Origin of the sequence: Streptococcus sp. HMSC063B03, from assembly GCF_001836965.1 — a bacterium.
GTDB lineage: Bacteria > Bacillota > Bacilli > Lactobacillales > Streptococcaceae > Streptococcus > Streptococcus pneumoniae_F.
Map to the genome: position 1 here is coordinate 198,538 of NZ_KV831007.1, position 23,450 is coordinate 221,987.

Consider the following 23,450-nt stretch of genomic DNA (forward strand, 5'->3'; position numbering starts at 1 on the left):
AGGTAGTCGCTGGTCAGTATAGTCTGTTCTGGTTGGCGACTCCATTGTTAAAGAGTATAAAGACTTTAGATTTTATGAATATTAAAAATAGGAACAGTCAATTGAACTGCTCCTATTTTTCTGCTAAATATATTGTAGTTTTCTTATATGTATAATGATAGATTAGCGGATTCTCATCTACGGTACTTACTTCAAATATGAAGAAGTGATCGCGGTTATCTCTGGACTTTTCCTTATTGAGGACAAAGTAATTCTTACGTGAAGTCGCCATTGTTTTTAGGATATCATCAGTTAGGAAGGTCAATGGAATATTCATGTTAGAGTAGCGGTAGAAGTCACGTTCAAAATCTTGGTAGCTCTCGCTATAATAGTCCATTTGTAGGTGATTACGCTGAAACTCAAGCTGATTCATAGAGCACCTCCTCGACAAGTTCAATACTAATAATGTCTTTTAATTTCAAATTGATGTGACCTGTTGTAGTTTTTATCAAAATGAAATCTTTGGTCAGACTTGGTATTGTTCCAGTGTAGGAAACACGCTTGTTTTTTTCAATCACTTGAATGCGTGTGCGTAGCTGCCCGGCGTATACTTGACTGAGGAGTAATAATTTCTTCTCTAGTGATAAGTCAGACATGTACGTTACTTTGTTTGTATCATCAGAGAGTGCTGATGCATGTTCAGATAGGAAAAAGCCCATCCATTTTTGCATCTTTGTATCCTGGTACTCTCTTGCTGATTGAAATGGTAAATATGAACGGTCAATCATATCAAATCCTTTCTATGCAGAGGCAAGGGTATTTTTATCAAATTGAATCGTAAAACCTTGAATTCCCCCACCTGTGTAACATTCTTTAAAGCGATTGATTACCTCAGTATAGATTATCACAGATGAGCTTGTTGGCTTAATGCTAAATGTAAATTCCAATGGTAATCGGTTTTCAGATTTAGCATGTACTAGTCGTATCGATATTTCAGTTGTTTTGAGTTTTCTCTGACGAAGTTTTGAAGTTGCTGTTTCAACGATTCCATGTAAAAATCTTTCAAGCATTTCAATATCATTACATCCTTTGCTACGGATTTCTGAAAATTGTACTGTATTTTTTTCTTGTTTCATTTTAATCCCTCCAATCCACCCGCGGAATGACCACCGATAAGTTTACTGCGTTCAATATTTCTGGAACCTTCAGTTAGGACGGTTCCTTTTTGTATGGCTAAAAAACCAAACTGTTCTCTGACAACATCAATAGCTGTCTGAAGTCTATTATCTTTTTCAATTTGTTCTACATCATCAAAGAGTGATAGTAGAGTATAGCTTTCATCTACGAAGCCACTATAAGATACACCAATTTGTCTCACTGCACCAGAGGTGTATTTTTTCGGAATAATACAAGTACATGACTCACCATTGTTTTGGGGAGATTTGCGGGTTCAATTTTATTCTGAGCATTTATAGATTTTTTCATCTCAGTCCTAGAATAGCCAATATGAATAGAAACGACAGTAGTCAATACTAGGGCTACTGTTCCGTTCCACAGTATCATTTAAAAATCATTTTCACACCCTTTCGTCTATTAGTATAGAAGAAAGCTCTCAGCACAGCCTGATAGGTTTCCATACACAACAACTCAAACAATGCTTGGTCATCATGGAGGGGTTGACCCCACTCCTCATCATGATAGGCAATGTAGAGCGGATTGGTCACCTTGACCCACGAACAACGTTTTGTCATGCTCTGCTCCTATTTGACCAACATTTTAAGGGCCGACTTGATATAGTTCTCAGCTGTATCTGTCGTTCCTTCAAAGAATTTCTTGATTTTCTTGAGTTCGGTCGCCTTGTATCCCAGTGCCAACATGGCTTCCATGGCTTCTTCCAATTCTTGGTTTTCAGCGCTTGCTTGCACTGCGACCTTAGCAGGAAGGTCATCTCCAGCAACTACTACCTTGCCTTCCAAGTCCAGCACCATCTGCTGGGCTGTTTTCTTGCCAATTTTAGGGAACTTGGTCAAGTAGGTAATATTCTTGGTTTCGATGGCTTGAACCAAGCCAGCATTGTCATCAGCAGCGATAATAGCAAGAGCTGATACAGGACCAATCCCAGAGACCGAAATCAGACTGAGAAAGAGCTTTTTCTCGTCTTCTGAGCGAAATCCATAAAGCAGATGAGCGTCCTCACGCACGACTTGATGCACATAAATTTGAGTTTCTTGGTTGACCTGTCCTGAGTAAGCATAGGGATTAGCCACATGCAGGATATAACCGATACCATTGATTTCAATAACAATGTATTTGGCAGTGATTTTGGTAATGATTCCTTTTAAATATTCGTACATAGTTTTCCTTTTAGTTTAATATTTCCCCAACTCACGGAGACTGGTATGATTTTCCTGAATACGTCGGAACATCTTTTCCATATCCGACTTGGTAAAATGCACCAAAACGGGACGTCCATGGGGACAGTTATAGGGATTGTCACATTGAGAAAGTTGATAGAGGAGCTGTCTAGCCGAATGGTCATCGATACGATGGTTGGCCTTGATAGACCGCTTGCAGGACATCATAATAGCCAACTCTGCTCGGTATTTCTTGATAGAAACTTCCTTGGTCAAAAGGAGCATGTCGCACATTTCATAGATGCCTGACTCAATCTCTTCTTCTGCCATCCAAATAGGATGTTCACGTAGGATAAATTGATTTTCCCCGTACTCTGCTAGAAAGACTCCAACTTCCTCCAAAAGTGCCATTCTTTCCTTAAGACGAAGGGCATCATCCGCTGGAAATTCAAAGATATAGGGCACTAGGAGTTGCTGCTGGCTCTGGTCAACATTGCCAATGCTTTCACGATACTCCTCGTACTTAACCCGTTCCTGAGCCGCATGTTGATCTATGATGTAGAGCCCATCTCGCCCTTGGGCAAAGAGATAGGTCCCATGCATCTGTCCGAAAAATTCCAATTCTGGAAAGCTTGATGATTCTTCTCGCTCCAGCTTGTCATAGGCCTTATCAAGACTAGCTAGGTCTAACTCTGGATGGTCTAGTTGGTCATAGTTAGCAGGCTTTCTCTCTGCAAAATGCAGTTTAGCTGGCTTGGTCAATTGGTCCAAGGTTTCCTTGGCAAACAGGGTCAAATCCTGCCCTTCATCAGTCAATTCAACCTGATAATCAGCCACCTCAGCTTGACTAGGTCTTGTCGACTCAGTTTTCTCATAGTAGAGCGTATTTTCTTTGAGTGGGAGAATGGTCTGCTCCACCTTCTCACGATTGCGCACGGTCGATTTGGCAAGATTTTCCAAGGCATCTGGTATCAAGGTTTGTTCCTTGAGGCTATTTGCAATAGCTTCTGAAACCAGGGTCATCAGTTCTTTTTCCTTGGAAATCCGCACCTCTTGCTTGGTCGGATGCACATTGACATCCGCCAGATAAGGGTCAATATGGATGTGAATGACAGCCAGTGGAAAACGGCCCACCATGAGCTTACTACCATAACCGTCAAGAATTGCACGATTGAGCAGGAAGTTCTTGATATAACGGCCATTGATAAAGAGACTGATATAGTTGCGATTAGCCCGAGTCAACTCAGGCAGGGAAACAAAGCCTGAAATTTCGAAATCTAGGTCAGAATTCTCAATTTCAATCATCTTCTTGGCACTCGCCAAACCGTAAATCCCGGCGATAGCTTGGCGCAGTTGACCAGTCCCAGCTGTCCGCGTCATTTCCTTGCCATCACTAATCAAGCTGAAAGAAATCTCAGGATGGGCCAAACCCAGACGATTGACAATATCAATGATATGAGACAGCTCTGCTTGCTGGCTCTTCATATACTTGAGGCGGGCAGGTGTGTTGAAAAAGAGGTCCTCCACACAAACCTTGGTCCCCACAGGACTAGTCGCTGGAACGACTTCTTCAGCTTCTCCCCCACGCGCGACTAACTTGGTTCCGTGACTTGCACCCTCAACTGCTGTCAACAGAGTTAAGACACTAACAGAAGCTATAGAAGGTAGGGCTTCACCACGAAAACCAAGCGTCCGAATTCGAAAGAGGTCTGCTTGATTTTTTATCTTACTGGTCGCATGACGACGCAGGGCCAACTCCACCTCATCGTGGACAATTCCATGACCATTATCTGTGATTTGGATTTTCTTGAGACCAGCTTCCTCAATCTCAATGATAATCTGACTAGAGCCCGCGTCAATAGCATTTTCTACCAGCTCCTTAACAACACTAGCTGGACGCTCAATGACCTCTCCAGCCGCGATCTGGTTTGCCAGCACCTCTGGCAATTCAATAATATGAGACATCTTTCAGCCCCTTTCCGTATCTATTTTCCTAGAAATTGATTAGTGCTATTATACCATATTTCAGATAGGACCGAAAAAGCAAGCACCACATAGGAGCCAAATCCCTCCACATAGACAAAGTCCCTTGCCAGGTGTCGTAAAATAGTGTTTAATAAAAGTGTACAGGAAGTGATCACAACCTTGTATAACTGAAAAGGAGAGAAATTTATGAAAGTAGAACTACAGATTAGCGAGACTTACGAAGAGGAAAAGCTGATTGTTCAAGCACCTCAAGAAACCGAAAAAGTCCAAAAAGTCATCGAATTCGCAGAAAATCTGGACCGAAAAGAAACAATCAAAGGAAAGATTGATGATCAGGTCTATCTAATTAAGATTGGCAAGATTCAGCGCTTCTATATCGAAAATCGGAAAGTTTTAGCAGAAACAGCGAGTCAGACCTATAGCATTGACTTACGGCTCTATCAGGTCCTTGAACTCTTACCAACCAATTTTATCCAAATTTCCCAATCAGAAATCATCAATATCGACTCCATCTCTCACCTCAAGCTAACCCCCAACGGTCTGGTAGAAATCTTTCTAAAAAACGAAAGCTTCACCTACTCTTCACGCCGTTACCTAAAAACCATCAAGGAGAAATTAGAACTATGAAAAAACAAGTATTTCACGATGCAGCTGCCGGTGTTCTTATCGGCCTCATCCTCTCTATCATCTTTTCACTCATTTATGCACCAAATACCTACGCACCACTAAGTTCCGACTCTCTCATCGGCCAAGTGATGACCCAGCATCAGATTCACGGTGCCCTGGTCTTGCTCTACTGCACACTGATCTGGGCAGCCATCGGTATTCTCTTTAACTTTGGCAACCGCTTATTCAGCCGTGACTGGAGCTTACTCCGTGCGACTCTGACTCATTTTTTCCTCATGCTAGTAGGCTTTATCCCACTAGCAACTCTAGCTGGTTGGTTCCCTTTCCACTGGATCTTCTATCTCCAGCTCATATTTGAGTTTACGATTGTCTATCTCATCATTTGGGCCATTCTCTATAAAAGAGAAGCTAAAAAAGTAGACCATATCAATCAACTCTTGGAACATAGAAAGTAATAGCAATAATCCCACTCAAAATGCATGAGTGGGATTATTTTTATAATTTTTGTTTTAACTCAACCAATACATTCATAGCCTGCATAGGTGTCATGTTGTAAACATCTAGTTTAGACAATTCTGCTAAGATAGGATGTTCTTCAGTCGTATCAAAGAGTGAAATCTGTTCGGTTACAGCATTTGTTTGTATCATGGGAGTATGATTTTCTGTACCTTGACTCTCTAGTTGAGTCAAAATCTTGTCCGCTCTAGCTAAAAGGTCTGCTGGCAAGCCAGCAATCTTGGCAACATGAATACCGTAGGATTTATCGGCTGGTCCTGGTTCAATCTTGTGAAGGAAGGTCACCTGCCCACCCTGCTCCAAAGTTGCCACGTGAACATTGACCAAGTGTTCCAAGCTGGACTCCAGACTAGTCAACTCATGGTAGTGGGTAGCAAAGAGGGTCTTGGCACCGATGTGCTCATGGATGTATTCGATGATGGACTGAGCAAGAGCCATTCCGTCATAAGTTGCAGTTCCACGACCTAACTCATCAAAAAGAATCAAGGAATTTTTGGTCGCATGTGAAATGGCATTATTGGCTTCCATCATCTCCACCATAAAGGTTGATTGACCTGAAACCAAGTCATCTGCCGCTCCAATACGAGTAAAGATTGCATCAAAAATTGGCAAATGGGCGCTTTCTGCTGGCACATAGGAACCCATCTGGGCCATAACTGCCGTCATAGCTAACTGGCGCATATAGGTTGACTTACCACTCATGTTTGGCCCTGTAATCAGTTGAATACTGGTATCTTCTGCCATCTGAATCGTATTTGGAATATAGGTCTGAGCCCCCATGACCTTTTCAACGACAGCATGGCGCCCTTTCTGGATATCAATCCGCGAATCCTCTCCGAACTCTGGTCGAATCAAATGCTGGGTTTCAGCCACAACCGCCAGACTTTGCAAGACATCAACCGTCGCAATTCCTTGGGCTAGAGCTTGTAAACGCTGGATGTACTTGCTAACCTCTTCACGAATACGCATAAAAATTTCGTACTCTAGGTTAGCTGACTTCTCACGCGCCTCCAACATATCTCCCTCGATACGGGCTAATTCTTCGGTTCCAAAGCGTTCTGAGTTTTTCAGCGTTGCCTTGCGGAAAAAGTGAGCAGGCACATTTCCCAGTTGCGAATTGGTCACATGGAAATAGTAGCCGTCCTTTTTATTATAGACAATCTTAAGTGCGCTAATACCAGAGTTTTCTCGCTCCTTAGCCTCAATCTCAGCAATCCAGCTAGCCCCTTCTCTGAGAACGCGACGGTACTTGTCTAAAGTCTCATCAAATCCAGTCCGGATAATACCACCTTCTGTAATCACATGAGGAGCTTCAGGAGCAATCGCTGCGCTAATCAAGCTCTCCAATTCAGGGATTCCATCCAGTTGTTCGATGAGATAAGCTAGATCAGGTTGCTCCATTCCTTCTAAAATCGCGCGAATCCGTGGTACGCTAGACAAGGTGGTCGCCAACTGCAAGAGATCCTTGGGATTGGTTTTGCCAAAAGAAACACGACTAGCCAAGCGCTCAATGTCATAAACACCCTTGAGACTATCTGTCAAATCACTACGCTCAAAGAAATGGTCGAGAAAGACCTGCACCACTTCTTGGCGTTGGACGATTCGTTCCTTATCAATCAGGGGACGATGAATCCAAGACCGCAAGAGCCGCATACCCATAGCTGTTTTGGTTTCATCCAAAAGCCAGAAAAGACTGCCTTGCTTCTTGCCTGACCGAGCATTCTCAACCAAATCCAGACTAGCCTTGGTCGCATAATCCATCTGCAAGAAATCTTTGATTTCATAGCGGATAACAGGTTTGAGGTGGTTCAATTCCCTCATCTGGGTTCGATGGACATACTGGAGCAACTTACTAGATGCCGCTTGCTCCACAGCTGCTAATCGTGAATCCAGTAAATGAAGGTCTTCAAAGCCTTCTTTTTCATAAGAGAGTACCAGATTCATCTGGCGACTGAGGATTTGTTCTTCTTCCTCAGACAAGTCATAACCCAGCACCACTTCTCGCGCCTTGAGATTACGGATTTCCCCACAAACCAGCGTGAAATCCAATAAACCTGTCACATAAAAGTCACCGGTCACCAGGTCCATATAAGCTAGACCAAATTGATTGCCTTCGCGGTCTATGGCAACCAAGAAATTATTCTGACTGTCCGGCTTACTACTATCGACCACTGTCCCTGGCGTAATGACCTGAACAACCTCTCGTTTCACAACCCCAACTGCTTGTTTCGGATCTTCCATCTGCTCTGCGATAGCTACCTTATAGCCCTGCTCAATCAAGACATCAATGTACTGTTGGGCAGAATGATAGGGGACACCCGCCATAGGAATCGGATTGTCCGCATTCTTGTTGCGACTCGTTAAGGAAATTTCCAGAATCTGCGCAGCATTGACCGCATCCTCATAAAATAATTCATAAAAATCACCCATCCGAAAGAGCAAAAAAGCATCTGGATATTGCTTTTTAATATCCACATACTGTTGCATGCCGGGTGATAGCTTTTCTGTCGTCATTGTCCGTCTCTCCTTGTCAAAAATAAGTCTTGAGAGCAACTCCCAAGACCTTACTTATCTTTCATCAAATCTAGCAAACGATCTTCCATGAGTTTGGCAACGTGCTGGTCTCGACAAATGACCAATAAGGTATTGGCACCAGCAACTGTTCCTAAAATCCATTCATCCTTGTTTGCATCTACAATATTTGCTAAAACAGAGGCTTCGCCCAATTTGGTATGAAGTACCAAGGTAAACTCTGCTCTTGCAACACCTTCTAAATGATGAGACAAAAATTCCACCAAATCAATCTTTTCTGTCTCATTTGCTAGTACATAATACACCATATCATTTTTCTTGACCTTGGTCAAGCCGATTTCGCGCAAATCACGAGACAGGGTTGTCTGCGTCACAAAAACATTGTGCGCCTCCAACCGATCTTGAATTTCTTTTTGTGTACTTAATTTCTCCTCAGTAATCATTTTTTTTATTAACTGATGACGATCTCTTTTTCTCATAAAATCCTCTTATATGCATATTTATAACTAATTTTATAACTATATTATACCAAAAAAACAGGAGATTTCAAAAATTTTTTCTTCTTTCTTTAAAATTGTGATAAAATAGTAGAAAAGTCCAAAAAGGAGCTCTTAATGAATACAAAAGAATTGATTGCTAGCGAATTGGCTAGCGTCATTGATAGCCTGGACCAAGAGGCTATTTTAAATTTACTGGAAACCCCTAAAAACTCAGAAATGGGAGACATCGCTTTCCCTGCTTTTTCTCTTGCAAAAGTCGAACGTAAAGCACCTCAAATGATTGCGGCTGAACTGGCTGAAAAGATTAACAGCCAAGCCTTTGAAAAGGTTGTTGCAACAGGACCTTACGTTAACTTTTTCCTTGATAAATCTGCCATTTCTGCTCAAGTATTGCAAGCTGTTATCACTGAAAAAGAACACTATGCTGACCAACATATTGGCAAGCAAGAAAATGTTGTTATCGATATGTCTAGTCCAAATATCGCTAAACCATTTTCTATCGGTCACCTGCGCTCAACTGTTATCGGAGATAGCTTATCACATATTTTCCAAAAAATCGGTTATCAAACAGTCAAGGTAAACCATTTGGGAGACTGGGGTAAACAGTTTGGGATGTTGATTGTTGCCTACAAAAAATGGGGTGACGAAGAAGCTGTAAAAGCTCATCCAATTGATGAACTTCTTAAACTCTATGTCCGCATCAATGCTGAAGCTGAAAATGATCCTAGCTTGGATGAAGAAGCACGCGAATGGTTCCGTAAACTTGAAAATGGAGACGAGGAAGCTCTCGCTCTTTGGCAATGGTTCCGTGATGAAAGTTTGGTGGAATTTAACCGCCTTTACAATGAACTGAAGGTTGAATTTGACAGCTACAACGGAGAAGCCTTCTACAACGATAAGATGGATGCAGTTGTAGACATTCTTTCTGAAAAAGGCCTTCTTGTTGAGTCAGAAGGTGCCCAAGTTGTGAATCTTGAGAAATATGGAATTGAACATCCAGCCCTCATCAAGAAATCCGATGGTGCAACTCTCTATATCACACGTGACTTGGCTGCAGCCCTTTACCGTAAAAATGAATACCAATTTGCCAAATCTATCTATGTCGTTGGTCAAGAGCAATCTGCCCACTTTAAACAGCTCAAAGCTGTCTTGAAAGAAATGGGCTACGACTGGAGTGAAGACATTACTCATGTTCCTTTTGGTTTGGTTACAAAAGAAGGGAAGAAACTCTCTACTCGTAAAGGGAATGTCATCTTGCTAGAACCTACTGTTGCAGAGGCTGTTAGCCGTGCCAAGGCCCAAATCGAGGCTAAAAATCCTGAACTAGAAAATAAAGACCAGGTAGCGCATGCTGTTGGGGTTGGAGCCATTAAATTCTATGACCTCAAAACCGACCGTACAAATGGATACGACTTCGACTTAGAGGCTATGGTATCCTTCGAGGGTGAAACTGGACCTTATGTTCAATACGCCTACGCTCGTATCCAATCGATCTTACGTAAAGCGGATTTCAAACCAGAAACAGCTGGCAACTATAGCTTGAATGATACTGAAAGCTGGGAAATCATCAAACTCATCCAAGACTTTCCACGTATTATCAACCGTGCGGCAGATAACTTTGAACCTTCTATCATTGCTAAATTTGCAATTAGCCTAGCTCAAGCCTTTAACAAGTACTATGCACACACGCGTATCTTGGATGAAAGCCCAGAACGCGACAGCCGTCTAGCCCTCAGCTACGCAACAGCAGTCGTGCTCAAAGAAGCCCTTCGCTTGCTTGGAGTAGAAGCGCCTGAGAAAATGTAAATCGCCAAAGTTACTTGATTGCAAAGCAATCTAAGTAACTAACGCCAAATCCTATCAGGGATTTGGCCAGGCGCTTCACTAGTTCTGGGACATAAATATTATCGATTTATGTCCCAGAACGTCGTAACCAAAGATACTTGTCTAAACGCTTTACTAATTCATCTAACCCAATAATATCGATTTGGTTTGGTTCATGTCGTAATCTTTTAATTACTTGATTGTAAAGCAATCTAAGTAACTGACGTCCAATCCTATACGGGATTTTGTTTAGAGGTCTATCAAAAATCTTATCAAGTTTTGCTGACTTGTTCTGCTATTTTAGATCCACTAAATCGATTTATTCACTACTACTTCTTTATCATACAGGGAGATATTCTATGAGCCAATATGCTTATATCCTCGTTGTGATTAGCTTGGTTTTCCTTTTTCTGCTTAATAAGTACGAGAAGGAGAGACTGCAAAAACTCTACCAAGAACAACTTTTAAAGGATGAAACATTTAGGTCTGACATCAAAGAGAAAATTCACACGACTGAAAACATCAATGATGTCATTGCTTACATCAATAAAACTTATCATCTAGGAATGTTGCTATCAAAAGACATTACAGATCAATTGAAATAATCAAAAACCGAGAAGAAAGCTTCTCGGTTTTTTTAGGGCATAATTTTTATCTTCCAACTATGGCAAATAACATTTATATTAAAAATTTTATAGGTAATTTTCATCTCTGCTATAGAGGGGGGATATAATAAGTTCTTTCTTCTAATGATTGAAAGATTGGTTTCAGCTTAACTTTCCAACTCATACAAATCTGCGATAATAGCTGCGACACGTTTGATATCTCCCAGCATACCTCGCATTTCAAAATCAGCCAATACAGGGAAGCCAAAACGTTGACTATATTGCTTGGCTGTCAGGCAGTATTGGTTATTAAAGTTACGATTTCCTGAACCAACCACACCAAAACACTTACTAGCATTGTCACCATAGGCGATAAAATCTCCCACTGGTGTCGTCAAAATCTCGACATCTCCGTTATCCACGCCATTCCCACCTTCTAGGTAAGTCGGCAAAAAAGCAACATAGGGATGGTCCATTTCATAGAAATCTTGGCCTTCTTTGACCAAATCCTTGATATGAATCTTTTGAACCTCAATTCCCTCGTACTGGGACAAGAGATAGTCTTTCAAGCGCGTCACAAAACTCTCCGTATTTCCACTCAGACTGATGTAGACCAAGGAAACTTTTTTCATGTTCTCCTCCTTTTTTTAAATCATAAAAAATAACTACCAAGATTGTATCTTGATAGTTATGCTTTGTCAACTCTTAGGCAAGTTCTTCCTCTTCTTGAGTTTCTGTCAATTCTTTTTGCTGACGCCACATTTTATAGAAGACGATTGCTAGGAAGATAACATTAAGTACGATCCCAAAAATAGCAGAACCTTTGGCACCAAGCTCCGCTCCCATACGGATGTTAGGGTCTGTAAAAAGTAAAACCGCATCCTGAACGCCGATAAAGTTGTAGATAGAACCAACGATGGCAACGAAGACATAAGCAAGATAAGTGTAGTTAGCCAATTGGATGTTTTTACGAACAAGGAAAACCAAAGACACAACCACCAGAATAACAGATAAGACAACCAAGAGAATGTTGAAGATAGAATGACCATGCTCCGATACCTTAATGGTGTAAGCAACGAGCTCCTTAGCATAAGTAGCATTAACACCTGATGCTGATGTTTCTAGATTGTTCATAGCCTCCGCAGTAGGTACTGGAGATATGATTCCAAATAGTGACATTGCTGAGAGTAAGGCTGAAAAAATCAGTAATACCCATAGATAGATTGGTTTCTTTTTCATAATAGAACCTCCTGATATTATTATCGATATTATAGCACTTTTTGTAAAGGGATACAAATATTATAGTGTGGTTTCCACCTGTTTTCGGTAGGCTTTTGGCGATTTTCCGCACAATTTTCGGAACACTTTATAGAAATATCCAACATTACTGTAACCAACAGCATAACAAATATCTTCGATACTGTCACTGGTTGAAAGTAAAAGTTGCTGAGCAGCCTTAATGCGTTGTTTGTTTAAAAGCTCTGCGAAGGTCGAATTGGTTTCTCGCTTAATCAACTGCCCCAGATAGACAGGATTGATAAAGAGATCCTTACTGATATCCTTGAGAGAAAGTTCTTTCTGATAATCACGCCCAATGACTTCTAGCACACTAACCACATTTTCATTCATACGATATTGCCCAAAGAATCGAGTCAGAGTTTCCTTGATATAAGGAACCAATTCATCGAAGGTTTGAATAGCATGAATCGTTTTGACAATATCCGTCAAATCATCAGCCTTTAGATGTTCAAACAAATGAAAGACATCCATGACAAACTGGATAAAAAGCTGTTTGGTAATCGGAACACGCGGCGTATTTTCAAGAACCACCTTCTCCAAGAGATTTAACTCTTCTACGATTTGATTGAGATTCCCCTGAATGATAACCCTATAAATCGGTTCGTAGTAGGCAAAGAGACTCTCAGACCGTTGTAGATTTACAGAGCCGTAAAAGAGGGCTTTCTCAGCATTCAGCTTCCAGCGTTCAAAGTGTTCTTGATAGGGAGCTTCAAAGGGAGTAACGACTAAACCATCTAGGGGTTGGTCAGAAATGAAAATCTGCCAGTCTTGACCCAAGACATAGTAGGGAATGGTGAAAGAGCCTTGTTTCTCCTTGGATAGGCCTATCCACCAATTCTCCTTACCTCCTAGATAACTAACAAATCCAGCCTCGTCTAAATCTTGACTGAGGGTCTGACTTTTCTTTTCTCTCTCGCCGAGCTGACCTGCAATCTTCTCCAGCAGATTTCCCAACTCTACCTTATCAACAGGTTTGACCAGATAGTCCACCACACTAAGGTTCATTGCTCTTTTTACATAATCAAACTCCTGATAACCTGAGAGCAGGATATAGGCAGCATCTGGTAAGATTTCTTTCATCTCCCGAATCATATCAAGCCCTGTTTTGTCGGGCATATTGACATCGGAAATGACTACATCGACGGGATTTTTCTGAACATATTCTAGGGCTTCATCGGCATGACTGGCTGTTGCGACGACCTCCATATCCCACTTATCAAAAGGAATCAAACGTTTCAGACCTTCTGTCACCATGTACTCATCATCTACTAATAATACTTTATACATTTTCTCCCTTTCTACTCATCTTGAATTGTAATACGATACTGAACACCTGCTTGCTCCGCAGACTCTATAGTAATGGCATAGCGATCCCCAAAATAGAGCACAAAACGCTCATGGACATTGACAATCCCGATAGACTGCTTTTGTTCACTATAACTGGCTTGGTGTTCAAAATGTCTCTGCCTTAACTTTTCTCGGATATCGACCAGCTTTTCAGTCGACATTCCACGGCCATTATCTACCACCAAAATTTCTACAAAACCAGCCTGTTTAAGCGCCTTGATGCTAATCACATTATCTGTCCGTCTGTGGTCAACACCATGCGCGAAATAATTTTCTACCAGCGGTTGTAAGGTAAACTTAGGAATCTTCATATTCTCTAACTCTGGGTCTATCTTGAAACCATAGGCAATGGACTTGGGATAACGAACCATGCAAAGATAACTATATTTACGACAAAATTCTAATTCCTGCTTGAGAAGAGTTTCTCTTTCGTCCGAAATATTATTACGCAACAGGCTACTGAACTCATAAATGATATCTGCCAACTCATCTTGACTTTGCATGACTGCGTACATGCGCAAGAACTCCAGCGTATTGTACATGAAGTGAGGGTTGATTTGCGCCTGCAAGGCCCGCATATTGGCATCTTTTTGACTAAGCTCTAACTGATAAATATCATGGATATTCTTTTCCAATCGATCCAACATATCATTGGTCGTCTCCGCGATTAGGAGCAATTCCTGATCCTTTTCAAGTGTGTCAATACGAAGACCTTCCTCTCCTTGGGCAATAGCTTGGATGGAATCCACTAAATCCACTACCTGCTTTTGATAATTTGAAAAAGTCTTCCTCAAAGTCAGATAGAGAATGACAATAAAGAGAAGGCTCAAACCCACAATCAAAGCAGAGCTGGCAACTGTTCCTTGTAAAACAAAGTTTTTAGGAACTGCCACCTGAACCTGATATCCATGAGAAGTCATACCAACAAACCAGTTCTCATGTTCCCTATTGACCCTCTCACCAATATGAAAAATCTCCGTATCAAATGGTGATGTCACAGTAACAGCCATCGGAATATGACCTCGGGTATTGTCAATGGCATGATATAAAACTTCTGGATCCAAGGAGATGTATATCACTCCTATAGATTGATCCGTTGCTGGATCCAGAACTGGAATTCCAAAACTATTGGCCTCTGGTTTAAAGGCCTCAGCTGGCAAGACATGACCACTTCTTTTATCCCTTGTTGAAACATAAACTTCTTTAAAATCCTGCAAGACGATTGCAACACCCGTTATAGAGTCATTTTGGACATAAAGATCATCAATGTTTTCATACAGAGAAATAGAAGTTGACGAAGCTGCTTGATGCTCCAACAGCCAATAAAAATACTCAGAAGTTGACAAGCTAAAGTACTTATAAACCCCTTGTATCCGGTCTTGATTGGCTACCAAATCTTGCGCTAGCTGGGCTGACTCGCGATAATAATACTCTACCTCATCGACTGTTCGAGTGGTTACACGTTGGGCTACTCTCTGGGCTTCCTTTTCCCGTGAATCCCAGTCAGCGTAAGAGAGTAAGATTGCAAAACTCGCAATAATAATCATCATAACTGAACTGTAGGTTCTTAGAAGCGTATGTAGCCAAAACTGCTTCATTCTATTTTGTCGCCAATTTTTCATGGATACTTTCATAGACCGGTTCCAACATATCACTGATAAAGAAATGCCACATCCCAATTCCTACAAAGAAAAGTAGGGCAGGCATATAGTAACCAATTGCCACAAGTAGCACTGTCCCAAGGAGAACCTTGGCCACAGGCGCTAAGCTCATAAAGATGCCAATCAAGGATAGTTTGAGACTATTTCGATAAGACAAGTCAAAATAAACTTGTAATTTCAAAGATACTGTATAAGCCAAAAACAGCAGGGCAACTACTAGAACATTCAAAAAGGTCGCAATCAAATGAATAATAGTCTGATGAGGCAATTGAACCAAGAGATACAGGCCATAGACCAAAACTAGATCCACCCCTAAAAAGCTATAGAAAATCAGATTGCTTGAGACGAAATTTTGCTTATAAAGAGACCACGCCTCCTTCAAACTGTATTCCCGAAAGCTGTAACCATGTTCTGCATATAGGCTCATCAAGGTGGCACTAGCCGGCGCTAGACCAAGGATAATCCCTCCTACCAAGGTTAATAGCCAAAAGAAGGCTGTCGCAATCATCCCTAAAAAGAAACGATTAAAGACAAAGTCTAAAAATCTACCCATGATATCCCCCTAAAAATAACTATGAAACTATTATATCATATTTCAAGCGTTTTCAAAAACTTCTAGTATCCATTTACAATCCCATAAAACCGTGGTACAATGAGAATTGTGAAAAAATTATCAGGAGACAATTCATGAAAAAATCTATCTTAACTACACTGCTTTTTGCAGTTCTTTACTTCCTCTGCATGGGGATTGGTGTCCTTTTGGGCAATTTCTTTGACCAAGCTGGAAACATGTTTTATGCGCCTGCCTTTACTGCCCTTTTCGGCGGTAGCGTCTATATGATCCTAGTCGCAAAAGTTCCGCGCTTTGGAGCCATTACCACTATCGGCCTTGTCATTGCCCTCTTTTTCTTGGGAACTAAACACGGTGCCGGTGCCTTCCTTCCTGGAATTATCTGTGGTCTCCTAGCAGATGCAGTAGCTAAGCTCGGAAAATACAAGGACCAAACAAAGAACTTCCTTTCTTTCATTCTCTTTGCTTTTAGCACATCAGGACCAATCCTAATCATGTGGATTGCGCCCAAAGCCTATATGGCAACCCTTCTAGCAAGAGGAAAATCCCAAGAATATATCGACCGTATCATGGTTGCGCCAAACCCTGGAACCATCCTTCTATTTATCGCAAGTATTGTCATCGGAGCCCTATTAGGTGCTTTGATTGGACAAGCCTTGAGTAAAAAATTTGCGCAGAAAATCTGATTACTAAAAAAGAGCCACACGGCTCTTTTTTATTTATGGCTCAAGACTTAGTCAAGAAATCTCCCAAGAATTGGATTGCAAAGATAATCAAAATGATAATGATGGTTGCCAAGATGGTCACATCGTGATTGTAGCGGTTAATACTCAATGAAAATCAAAGAGCAAACTAGGAAGTTAGCCGCAGGTTGCTCAAAGCACTGCTTTGAGGTTGTAGATAAGACTGACGAAGTCAGTTACATATACCTACGGCAAGGCAACGCTGACGTAGTTTGAAGAGATTTTCGAAGAGTATAAATCCATAAGCGATGGCTACGTTACCCATACCACCAGTTCCAACTGCCCCGGCCATAGCTGTTTCCCCAACAAGGGAAATCAAGGTTACAGTCGTCACACGAATCACATCTGGAAGGTCTTCTAGTAAGCTTGAGCTTCCTAGGTTAAAATTTTTTACCTGAAAAACTTCCTTTTTCTAGGGATAAAATCAGCCCTATCACACTCACTACCAAAAACACCCACCAACAAAGTCTGATATCTTGTAAAGCTAAGAAGGAAAATACAGACATTCCCAAGGGTAATGTTAGGGAAAAAATCATACTCAAGAGATTATTACTTCTAGCTAATACATCCGCACTCAAATTAGACAGTAACAGAGTATCTAATTTAGGCATTGATTTCGACATCAAATACATGACAAAGGCTAAGCAGGCAACACCTACTAGAGGAGAAAACTCTAAAATATTAGCAGTATCCAGCAAGACAAACAGAATTGCATTGAGCGATAACAAGCTTGAAAAAGACAATTTCCCAAAATAATCATGGGGAGTTAGGCTACCAAGAATAGCTCCTCCCAAGCTAACACATTCAATTAAAAATAGGGCTTGAGCATAGCTGAGATGATAGATAGTATGGTCTAATAAATAAAAGTGATAAATACCTCCAATAGCTCCTCCCAAAGTATTCATTACCAAAATGACAAGGATCATTTTAAACAATGATTTACTTTCTCTCTGCCTAAAGATATCATCCATGTCCGCATAGATTGCCTTAACTTGTTGGAGTAAACTAATCGACTTATCCTCTACACTTACAGACAAATACGTCAATTCTCTTCTATTTTTGAACAAAATAAGAGAAGATAGTAAAAAGAAGCCAGCGTTCACAATTGCAACAAAAGAAAAATTTTGATGACTGGTTGTGAGTAACCATACTCCTAAGGCTTGACCTCCTAGATTTGATAAATAGGAAACAAACTGAGTAAAGGAATAAGCTTCATAGAGCTTATCTTCCGAAATATTATGCTGGATAATCGGCATACGAAGGCCTGCTGTATAATCCGATAAAATATCCGAACAGATGTTAACCATACAGATAAAAGCAAACGTTACGAAGTTCTGGTCATGAATCACACTAGCAATCAAAAGAAATAGTAGACTTTGCACACAACCAACCCAGATAATTGTCCCTGCTTTATTCCGAGTATGATCAGCCTTAATCCCAACATAAAAAGTAAATAGGAAAGGTAAAATCGTAATCATATTCGCCATAAATACAGCTATATTTTTAAAGGGTAGACTCGCAGCATAAACGATAAATACCAGATTATAAATATAAGCTCCACTTGAGCTCAAAAACCTTGATAAGGTCAGTATTCTAAATAAATGATGTCTTAAGAATAGTTTCATAACAGGCCTTTCTCACATTTCAAAGAGTATTCTATTGAATTCAGTCTAACAAAAAAAGCGGGACTCCCCACTTTTTTGTAATATATTTTTTCTGAAAATAGGAACTCTAGCTCCTAGATACTGCTATTTATCACTCCATCTACAAACCCATTTATTTTTCATCAGTCGATGTAATTGGAATATATTACAAATCTTTATTCGAGAGCTGACTTGCAAAATAGTTTTCATAGTATCTTGCACCATCTACATACTCTAAATCTTGTAAGATTGTAATGCCTCTTTGGATTTTTTCAAGCCCCTTATTTTCTACTTTAAAAATAGTATCATAATACCCTTTAGCAATCATATAAATGATTTTAAGATAAGCTTCAGATTCTGGTAAATCGCGGTTTTCAACCTGAAAGGTAAAATAGTCTGCTTTTAATTTATCCTTTTCCTCTATCGCTTTAAAGAGTCCATTAATTAAAATGGTATCAATAGTGACTTTGTTACTAGGTAAAGAGCCTAATAAATCCGTCTTTTGCAACATCTCCCTAGAATATTTAAAATAGAGGGGCAGAGGGAACAAAGTAGAAATCGTTGAAAATAGTTCTAATTCATAATTTCCCCAGATATCAATAGTAAAAAAATAGTCATAGAGAAAAGTCAGTTCTTCATCCGTTGCTCGTATTTCTGAATCAAAAAACACAAGAAGGCTTTTGATACGAATCATTTGTAAAAGATAGCTTGTTTTAGCACTTGATCTGTACTTTTTAGTCGTCTCTTCATACAAGGATTGGAGAGAATCAATCCCTTCTCTGTCATATAGTTCCCAGAGATTTTCTTGAAAAGCCAAAATCTGTTTCTGAGAAAAACCACGTACCAAGTACATAAATTCATTCAAGTCAGAGTGGATGTTATCTAAGGCAGTAATCAATTTCATAGAGGATAAATCTGCTTCTCCACGCTCAAATTTGCTCAGCATGGAATAAGTAAACTCTCCTCCCGTCGCCTCCTGGAGAGATATATTCCGACTCTTTCTCAATTCTTTAAAAACTTCTCCCAGATTTTGCATATTGACTCCCCACAATTCTTAACTCTCTTACTCTTAAAAGTAACGGTTGATAGCAACTAGTACAGAGAATTTTAAGTCTTGACTATAACGACAACTCCTATGAATTGATGTACAGATGGCCTAGCTCTTTTTATTTATGGCTCAATTTCTTGGTCAAGAAATCTCCCAAGAATTGGATTGCAAAGATAATCAAAATGATAATTATGGTTGCCAGGATGGTCACATCGTGATTGTAGCGGTTAAATCCATAAGCGATGGCTACGTTACCGATACCACCAGCTCCAACCGCACCGGCCATAGCTGTTTCACCAACAAGGGAAATCAAGGTCACTGTCGTCACACGGATCAAATCTGGAAGACCTTCTGATAGGTAAACACCTACGATATCCCAGAAGGTCGCTCCGCTAGCTTGAGCCGCCTCAATGACACCACCATCCAATTCAACCAAGACAACCTGAACTTGACGGGCAAAGAAGGCAAAGACCGCAAAAGATAGGGGTACAATAGCCGCATTGGGCCCGATACTTGTCCCTACGATTAGGTGTGAGAAGGGGGACAAGACTGCCAAGAGAATGATAAATGGCACCGCACGGAAAATAGAGGTAATTTTGTCTAAAATCCAGAAAACGACTTTATTTTCCAAGACACCACCTGGCGCTGTCAAGACAAGGAAGAGACCTGCAACAAGCCCCAAGAAACCTCCGATGATGAAGGAAAGAACTGTCATATAAAGAGTTAGGTAGATGGCTGTTCCCCAGCCTGCTTGACCAGCCCAACCCATTTTATAGACATTTGGTAAATAGGTTTGAATCAATGATTCCATCTTACTGTCCTCCCTTCAATACTTTTAGCTGCACACCCGCTTGACGAATGGCTTCTTGGGCACCTGCTAGCGCTGCTTTTTCACCTGACAAGACCACCACTAATTCCCCAACAGGAGTGCCATCGAGAATTTCGATATTTCCATAAAGGATATTAGCCGTCACTTGGTAATGTTTGTACAATTCATTCAAAAGTGGCTCATCTGTTGAAGCACCTGCATACTTGAGTTGGACCAAGAGACTGTTTTCAGACAGATGTTCCACGATTTCTTGCTTCTCGATTTTGACCATGGCTTCGTCAATACCTGTAGCTGTTGAGATAAAGTCTTGAGTCAAAGGTTGTTTAGGGTCTGAGAAGATTTCAAGCACACTGCCCTCTTCAATCAAATGCCCATCCTGCATAACTGCCACACGGTTGGCAATGTCTTTGACAATCTGCATTTCATGCGTAATCAAGACAACCGTCAAGCCTAATTTTTGGTTCAAATCTTGCAACAAGGCCAAAATCTGCTTGGTTGTCTTAGGGTCAAGGGCAGAAGTTGACTCGTCTGAAATCAAGATTTTTGGATCATTTGCTAAGGCACGCGCAATAGCTACACGCTGTTTTTGCCCTCCAGATAGTTGTGAAGGATAGTTTTCAGCACGGTCTGCCAAGCCAACCAAGTCCAACAACTTGGCTACTTTAGCCTTCTTTTCTTCCTTGCTGAGTCCAGAGTGTTTGAGGGCAAAGGCTACATTCTCCTCTGCTGTCTTTTGACTCATCAGGTTAAAATGCTGGAAAATCATCCCGATATCTTGACGTTTACGACGCAACTGCTCTGCCGTCAAGGTCACCTTACCATCAAAAATCACATCGTCGTCAATGGTAATTTTCCCTGCAGATGGTTTTTGCAAGAGGTTAATCACCCGTACAAGGGTTGATTTCCCTGCTCCAGAATATCCAACGATTCCGTAGATATCTCCTTCTTGGATGTGAATGGTCACATCCTTGACCGCTGTGATAGTTCTCTTCTTTTGGTGAAAAGTCACATCAATCTGATCTAACTTGATAATATCTCTACTCATAGCTTCTAATCAGCTCCTCTACTAATTCAATATGGGTGTAGTAATCGGCGATTCGCACGTTTTCATCTCCACCATGGTCTCGGCTATTGGCATTTCCTAGACCGAAGGCCACCATGGGCACCTCTAAGGCATCAAAGACCGTATGCATAGGCCCTGTCCCCGCTGTAGTCGGCAAGACTGAGACGCCCTGTGGATAGAATTTCTTGGCCAATTCGATCACATTGAGAATGGCTGGCGCGCTCATATCGCTTCGATAGCTCATCTCTCCCAAGGTATAGTATAATTCTACCTTATCAAAGCCATTTTTGTCTAGCTGTTTCCGAATTTTTTCCAGAACATCATGCGGTTCTAGGCCAGGAACCAAACGAACTTCTAACTTAGCGCTGGCTTCTGCTGGCAAAATTGTTTTAACTCCTTGCCCTTGATAACCTGACTGAATCCCTTCGATATTAAGAGCTGGCTCAAAAAAGAAACGTTTTAGGAAGGCTGCACGGTCCTCTTGTAAGAGAGGCAATTCCAAACCATAAATCTGACTGATTTCCCCTGGATTTCGTTGGGCATAGGTATCCACCAAGGCCAATTCTCGTTCATTTGGCTCTTGTACTTTTTCGTACAAACCTTCAACCAAGATACGGCCATCTGCTGCACGAAGAGACTGTAAGGCTTGAAGGAGATACCAGGGAGCTGATTCCACAACCCCACCATAACTAGAGTGAATATCCACATCAGCACTTTTTACCTTGGCATCAAAGGTCACAATCCCCTTATTTCCACCAGAAATTTCTAGCTGTTCCAAGGCATTTTTGGTCCCTTGTTCCCAGACCAACAAATCCGCCCCACGGAGTTTATCCGCATGTTTTTCCAGATACTTATCCAGGTCTGTCGAAGCTGATTCCTCCGCTCCCTCCATGATAAAACTGATATTGACAGGCAGGTCATCATGGTGTTGCATGTATTTTCTCAAAGCACTCAAACGAGCTGTGATATGACCCTTGTCGTCATCAACCCCACGCCCATACATGAAACCATTGCGGACCGAAAGCGTAAAGGGATCCTCTGTCCACACCTGATCCCCATCCGCTGGCACAGTGTCATAGTGGTTATAGAAAATCAGGGTCTTGGCATCTGGACGCGAACTCTTGAAATGTGCCATGACAAAAGGCGCCGTATAAGTCTCATCAATCTCCACTTCAGCCCCAACACGCTTAAAAATCTCACCCAGATAGTTGGCAACTTCTTTGAGACCCACCTGTTGGGCAAAGACCGACTTCTTAGAAATCAAGGTACGCAAAACCTCAAAATAATGCTGGGCCACATGATCCTTTTCAAATTTTTCAATCTGTTCTTGTTCACTAGGAAAAACCATATTCTCTCTACCTTTCTATGAACCTATAGTCTTCTTTACAATCCATGCTCTATACAAAAGCAAGAGGTGGAATTTTCTCTCCCACCTCCCTGTTTCTTATTACCAAACTGGTTGATCCAAACCGTCTGATGTTTCTTCGATAACTTTTTTCACGTCATCTGTGTGGTAAGCTGCAACAACTTTCTTGATAGCATCAGCTTTTGGTGATGATTCCCAATCTTTTTTCGCAACGATGATGTTGTACCATTGTTTTGAGTTTTCATCAGCTTGTTCTTTGAAAAGTGCTTTCTTGTAGTCCAATTTTGCTTCTGTAACGAAGGTATTGTTTACAACGGCAGCGTCAACTGATGACAATGAACGAGCTGTTTGGCTAGCGTCCAATTCAGTGATTTTCAAGTTTTTTGGATTTTCTTTGATGTTAGCAACTGTTGCAAGAGCAGTTCCTGAAACGTCCAATTTAATCAAGCCAGCTGATTGAAGCAAGTAAAGCGCACGGCTTTCGTTTGTAGCGTCGTTTGGTACAGCGATTTCTCCGTTTGCTGGGATGTCTTCTACTTTAGTGTACTTGTTGTCACTTCCATTCAAACCTGAGTAAAGACGGATTGGAGAGATATAAGTATCAGCAATCGCTACAAGGTCTTTTCCGTTTTCTTTGTTCCAGTTGTTCAAGAAGTTATAGTGTTGGAAAGCGTTCAAATCTACTTCGCCATCAGCAGTTGCCTTGTTTGGTTGTGAGTAGTCTGTGAACTCTGTAAATTCCAAAGTGATACCGTCTTTTTTAACTAATTCTTGGATTTTGTCCCAACGTTTTTCTTCAGAACCGCTACGGTTAACCGTTGCGATTTTGATAGTTGTTGCATTGTCTGCTTTCTTTTCTGAGTTTCCGCAAGCTGCAAGAGCCAAACCTGCGACTGTAGCAAGGGCTGCTACACCAAGCCATTTTTTGATTTTCATGATTCTTTCTCCTTAAAAATA

24 protein-coding genes and 2 pseudogenes are annotated in these 23,450 nt (G+C 41.1%); 5 read left to right on the forward strand and 21 right to left on the reverse strand.

Going from position 1 to position 23,450, the window contains the following annotated elements:
- Positions 1–112: 112 nt before the first annotated feature.
- The 7 genes and pseudogenes from HMPREF2628_RS01040 to mutL all read right to left on the reverse strand — a co-directional run bounded on the left by HMPREF2628_RS01040 (position 113) and on the right by mutL (position 4,298).
- A complete protein-coding gene (locus HMPREF2628_RS01040) occupies positions 113–412 on the reverse strand; it encodes a DUF5960 family protein (protein WP_001072467.1) in 300 nt (99 codons plus the stop codon).
- Entirely contained in the window at positions 399–767 is a 369-nt protein-coding gene (locus HMPREF2628_RS01045; protein ID WP_000567222.1) for a hypothetical protein, read from the reverse strand. The genes HMPREF2628_RS01040 and HMPREF2628_RS01045 overlap by 14 nt, the downstream gene beginning before the upstream one ends.
- Positions 768–779: 12 nt before the next feature.
- A complete protein-coding gene (locus HMPREF2628_RS01050) occupies positions 780–1,115 on the reverse strand; it encodes a DinB/UmuC family translesion DNA polymerase (protein ID WP_000806926.1) in 336 nt (111 codons plus the stop codon).
- Entirely contained in the window at positions 1,112–1,357 is a 246-nt protein-coding gene (locus HMPREF2628_RS01055; protein ID WP_001813542.1) for a hypothetical protein, read from the reverse strand. The genes HMPREF2628_RS01050 and HMPREF2628_RS01055 overlap by 4 nt, the downstream gene beginning before the upstream one ends.
- A gap of 187 nt (positions 1,358–1,544) precedes the next feature.
- Positions 1,545–1,730, reverse strand: a pseudogene (locus tag HMPREF2628_RS01065) (DNA-3-methyladenine glycosylase I); the annotation flags it as partial.
- A 9-nt stretch (positions 1,731–1,739) separates the two neighbouring features.
- Positions 1,740–2,333, reverse strand: coding sequence for a Holliday junction branch migration protein RuvA (ruvA, locus tag HMPREF2628_RS01070; RefSeq protein ID WP_000273402.1), 594 nt, complete (start codon positions 2,331–2,333; stop codon positions 1,740–1,742).
- A gap of 15 nt (positions 2,334–2,348) precedes the next feature.
- On the reverse strand, positions 2,349–4,298 hold the full coding sequence (gene mutL / locus HMPREF2628_RS01075; protein ID WP_070842084.1) for a DNA mismatch repair endonuclease MutL: 1,950 nt from the start codon (positions 4,296–4,298) through the stop codon (positions 2,349–2,351).
- A gap of 207 nt (positions 4,299–4,505) precedes the next feature.
- On the opposite strand from mutL, the gene HMPREF2628_RS01080 reads away from it, so the two are divergent.
- Together HMPREF2628_RS01080 and HMPREF2628_RS01085 are read left to right on the forward strand one after the other, a co-directional pair.
- The gene (locus HMPREF2628_RS01080) at positions 4,506–4,946 is read left to right on the forward strand and encodes a LytTR family DNA-binding domain-containing protein (protein WP_049493902.1); all 441 of its coding nucleotides are present in this window, start codon (positions 4,506–4,508) and stop codon (positions 4,944–4,946) included.
- Positions 4,943–5,401: a DUF3021 domain-containing protein gene (locus tag HMPREF2628_RS01085; RefSeq protein WP_049493900.1), complete on the forward strand. Its 459-nt coding sequence runs from the start codon at positions 4,943–4,945 to the stop codon at positions 5,399–5,401. Before HMPREF2628_RS01080 ends, HMPREF2628_RS01085 begins: the two co-directional genes overlap by 4 nt.
- A gap of 40 nt (positions 5,402–5,441) precedes the next feature.
- On the opposite strand, the gene mutS is transcribed toward HMPREF2628_RS01085, so the two are convergent.
- Positions 5,442–7,976: a DNA mismatch repair protein MutS gene (gene mutS / locus HMPREF2628_RS01090; RefSeq protein ID WP_070842085.1), complete on the reverse strand. Its 2,535-nt coding sequence runs from the start codon at positions 7,974–7,976 to the stop codon at positions 5,442–5,444.
- 50 nt (positions 7,977–8,026) lie between these two features.
- The gene (argR, locus tag HMPREF2628_RS01095) at positions 8,027–8,473 is read right to left on the reverse strand and encodes an arginine repressor (RefSeq protein ID WP_001231476.1); all 447 of its coding nucleotides are present in this window, start codon (positions 8,471–8,473) and stop codon (positions 8,027–8,029) included.
- 135 nt (positions 8,474–8,608) lie between these two features.
- Between argR and argS the strand changes: the two genes are divergently transcribed.
- Positions 8,609–10,300, forward strand: a complete 1,692-nt coding sequence (gene argS / locus HMPREF2628_RS01100) for an arginine--tRNA ligase (RefSeq protein WP_070842086.1) — start codon at positions 8,609–8,611, stop codon at positions 10,298–10,300.
- A gap of 377 nt (positions 10,301–10,677) precedes the next feature.
- Entirely contained in the window at positions 10,678–10,923 is a 246-nt protein-coding gene (locus HMPREF2628_RS01105; protein ID WP_042751768.1) for a hypothetical protein, read from the forward strand.
- Positions 10,924–11,090: 167 nt separating this feature from the next.
- Here the strand turns inward: HMPREF2628_RS01105 and nrdI are convergent, their stop codons facing one another.
- From nrdI to HMPREF2628_RS01130, 5 genes are all read right to left on the reverse strand, one after another.
- Complete coding sequence (nrdI, locus tag HMPREF2628_RS01110) at positions 11,091–11,555, reverse strand: class Ib ribonucleoside-diphosphate reductase assembly flavoprotein NrdI (protein WP_020901834.1); 465 nt, start codon at positions 11,553–11,555, stop codon at positions 11,091–11,093.
- Positions 11,556–11,628: 73 nt separating this feature from the next.
- Entirely contained in the window at positions 11,629–12,162 is a 534-nt protein-coding gene (locus HMPREF2628_RS01115; RefSeq protein ID WP_049493894.1) for an ABC transporter permease, read from the reverse strand.
- Between the two features lie 60 nt (positions 12,163–12,222).
- Positions 12,223–13,509, reverse strand: a complete 1,287-nt coding sequence (locus tag HMPREF2628_RS01120; RefSeq protein WP_070842087.1) for a response regulator transcription factor — start codon at positions 13,507–13,509, stop codon at positions 12,223–12,225.
- 11 nt (positions 13,510–13,520) lie between these two features.
- Positions 13,521–15,191, reverse strand: coding sequence for a sensor histidine kinase (locus tag HMPREF2628_RS01125; RefSeq protein WP_306425617.1), 1,671 nt, complete (start codon positions 15,189–15,191; stop codon positions 13,521–13,523).
- Positions 15,169–15,783: a YesL family protein gene (locus HMPREF2628_RS01130; RefSeq protein ID WP_049493892.1), complete on the reverse strand. Its 615-nt coding sequence runs from the start codon at positions 15,781–15,783 to the stop codon at positions 15,169–15,171. The genes HMPREF2628_RS01125 and HMPREF2628_RS01130 overlap by 23 nt, the downstream gene beginning before the upstream one ends.
- A gap of 134 nt (positions 15,784–15,917) precedes the next feature.
- Between HMPREF2628_RS01130 and HMPREF2628_RS01135 the strand changes: the two genes are divergently transcribed.
- Positions 15,918–16,487 (forward strand): MptD family putative ECF transporter S component, encoded by a 570-nt coding sequence (locus HMPREF2628_RS01135; protein WP_070842088.1) that lies wholly within the window; start codon positions 15,918–15,920, stop codon positions 16,485–16,487.
- Positions 16,488–16,516: 29 nt separating this feature from the next.
- On the opposite strand, the pseudogene HMPREF2628_RS11245 reads toward HMPREF2628_RS01135, so the two are convergent.
- The 7 genes and pseudogenes from HMPREF2628_RS11245 to HMPREF2628_RS01165 form a co-directional block, all read right to left on the reverse strand.
- Positions 16,517–16,908: pseudogene (locus HMPREF2628_RS11245) on the reverse strand (hypothetical protein); the annotation flags it as partial.
- 16 nt (positions 16,909–16,924) lie between these two features.
- On the reverse strand, positions 16,925–18,169 hold the full coding sequence (locus HMPREF2628_RS01140; protein ID WP_049488544.1) for an MFS transporter: 1,245 nt from the start codon (positions 18,167–18,169) through the stop codon (positions 16,925–16,927).
- 184 nt (positions 18,170–18,353) lie between these two features.
- Positions 18,354–19,133, reverse strand: coding sequence for an Rgg family transcriptional regulator (locus HMPREF2628_RS01145; RefSeq protein ID WP_257375264.1), 780 nt, complete (start codon positions 19,131–19,133; stop codon positions 18,354–18,356).
- Between the two features lie 220 nt (positions 19,134–19,353).
- Positions 19,354–20,046 carry a methionine ABC transporter permease gene (locus HMPREF2628_RS01150; protein WP_042751773.1) on the reverse strand — a complete coding sequence of 231 codons (693 nt, stop codon included), beginning with the start codon at positions 20,044–20,046 and terminating at the stop codon, positions 19,354–19,356.
- Between the two features lies 1 nt (position 20,047).
- Positions 20,048–21,109, reverse strand: coding sequence for a methionine ABC transporter ATP-binding protein (locus HMPREF2628_RS01155; protein WP_000085666.1), 1,062 nt, complete (start codon positions 21,107–21,109; stop codon positions 20,048–20,050).
- A complete protein-coding gene (locus HMPREF2628_RS01160; protein WP_070842090.1) occupies positions 21,102–22,475 on the reverse strand; it encodes a M20 family metallopeptidase in 1,374 nt (457 codons plus the stop codon). Before HMPREF2628_RS01160 ends, HMPREF2628_RS01155 begins: the two co-directional genes overlap by 8 nt.
- A 99-nt stretch (positions 22,476–22,574) precedes the next feature.
- Positions 22,575–23,429, reverse strand: a complete 855-nt coding sequence (locus tag HMPREF2628_RS01165) for a MetQ/NlpA family ABC transporter substrate-binding protein (RefSeq protein WP_000694522.1) — start codon at positions 23,427–23,429, stop codon at positions 22,575–22,577.
- Positions 23,430–23,450: the final 21 nt, after the last annotated feature.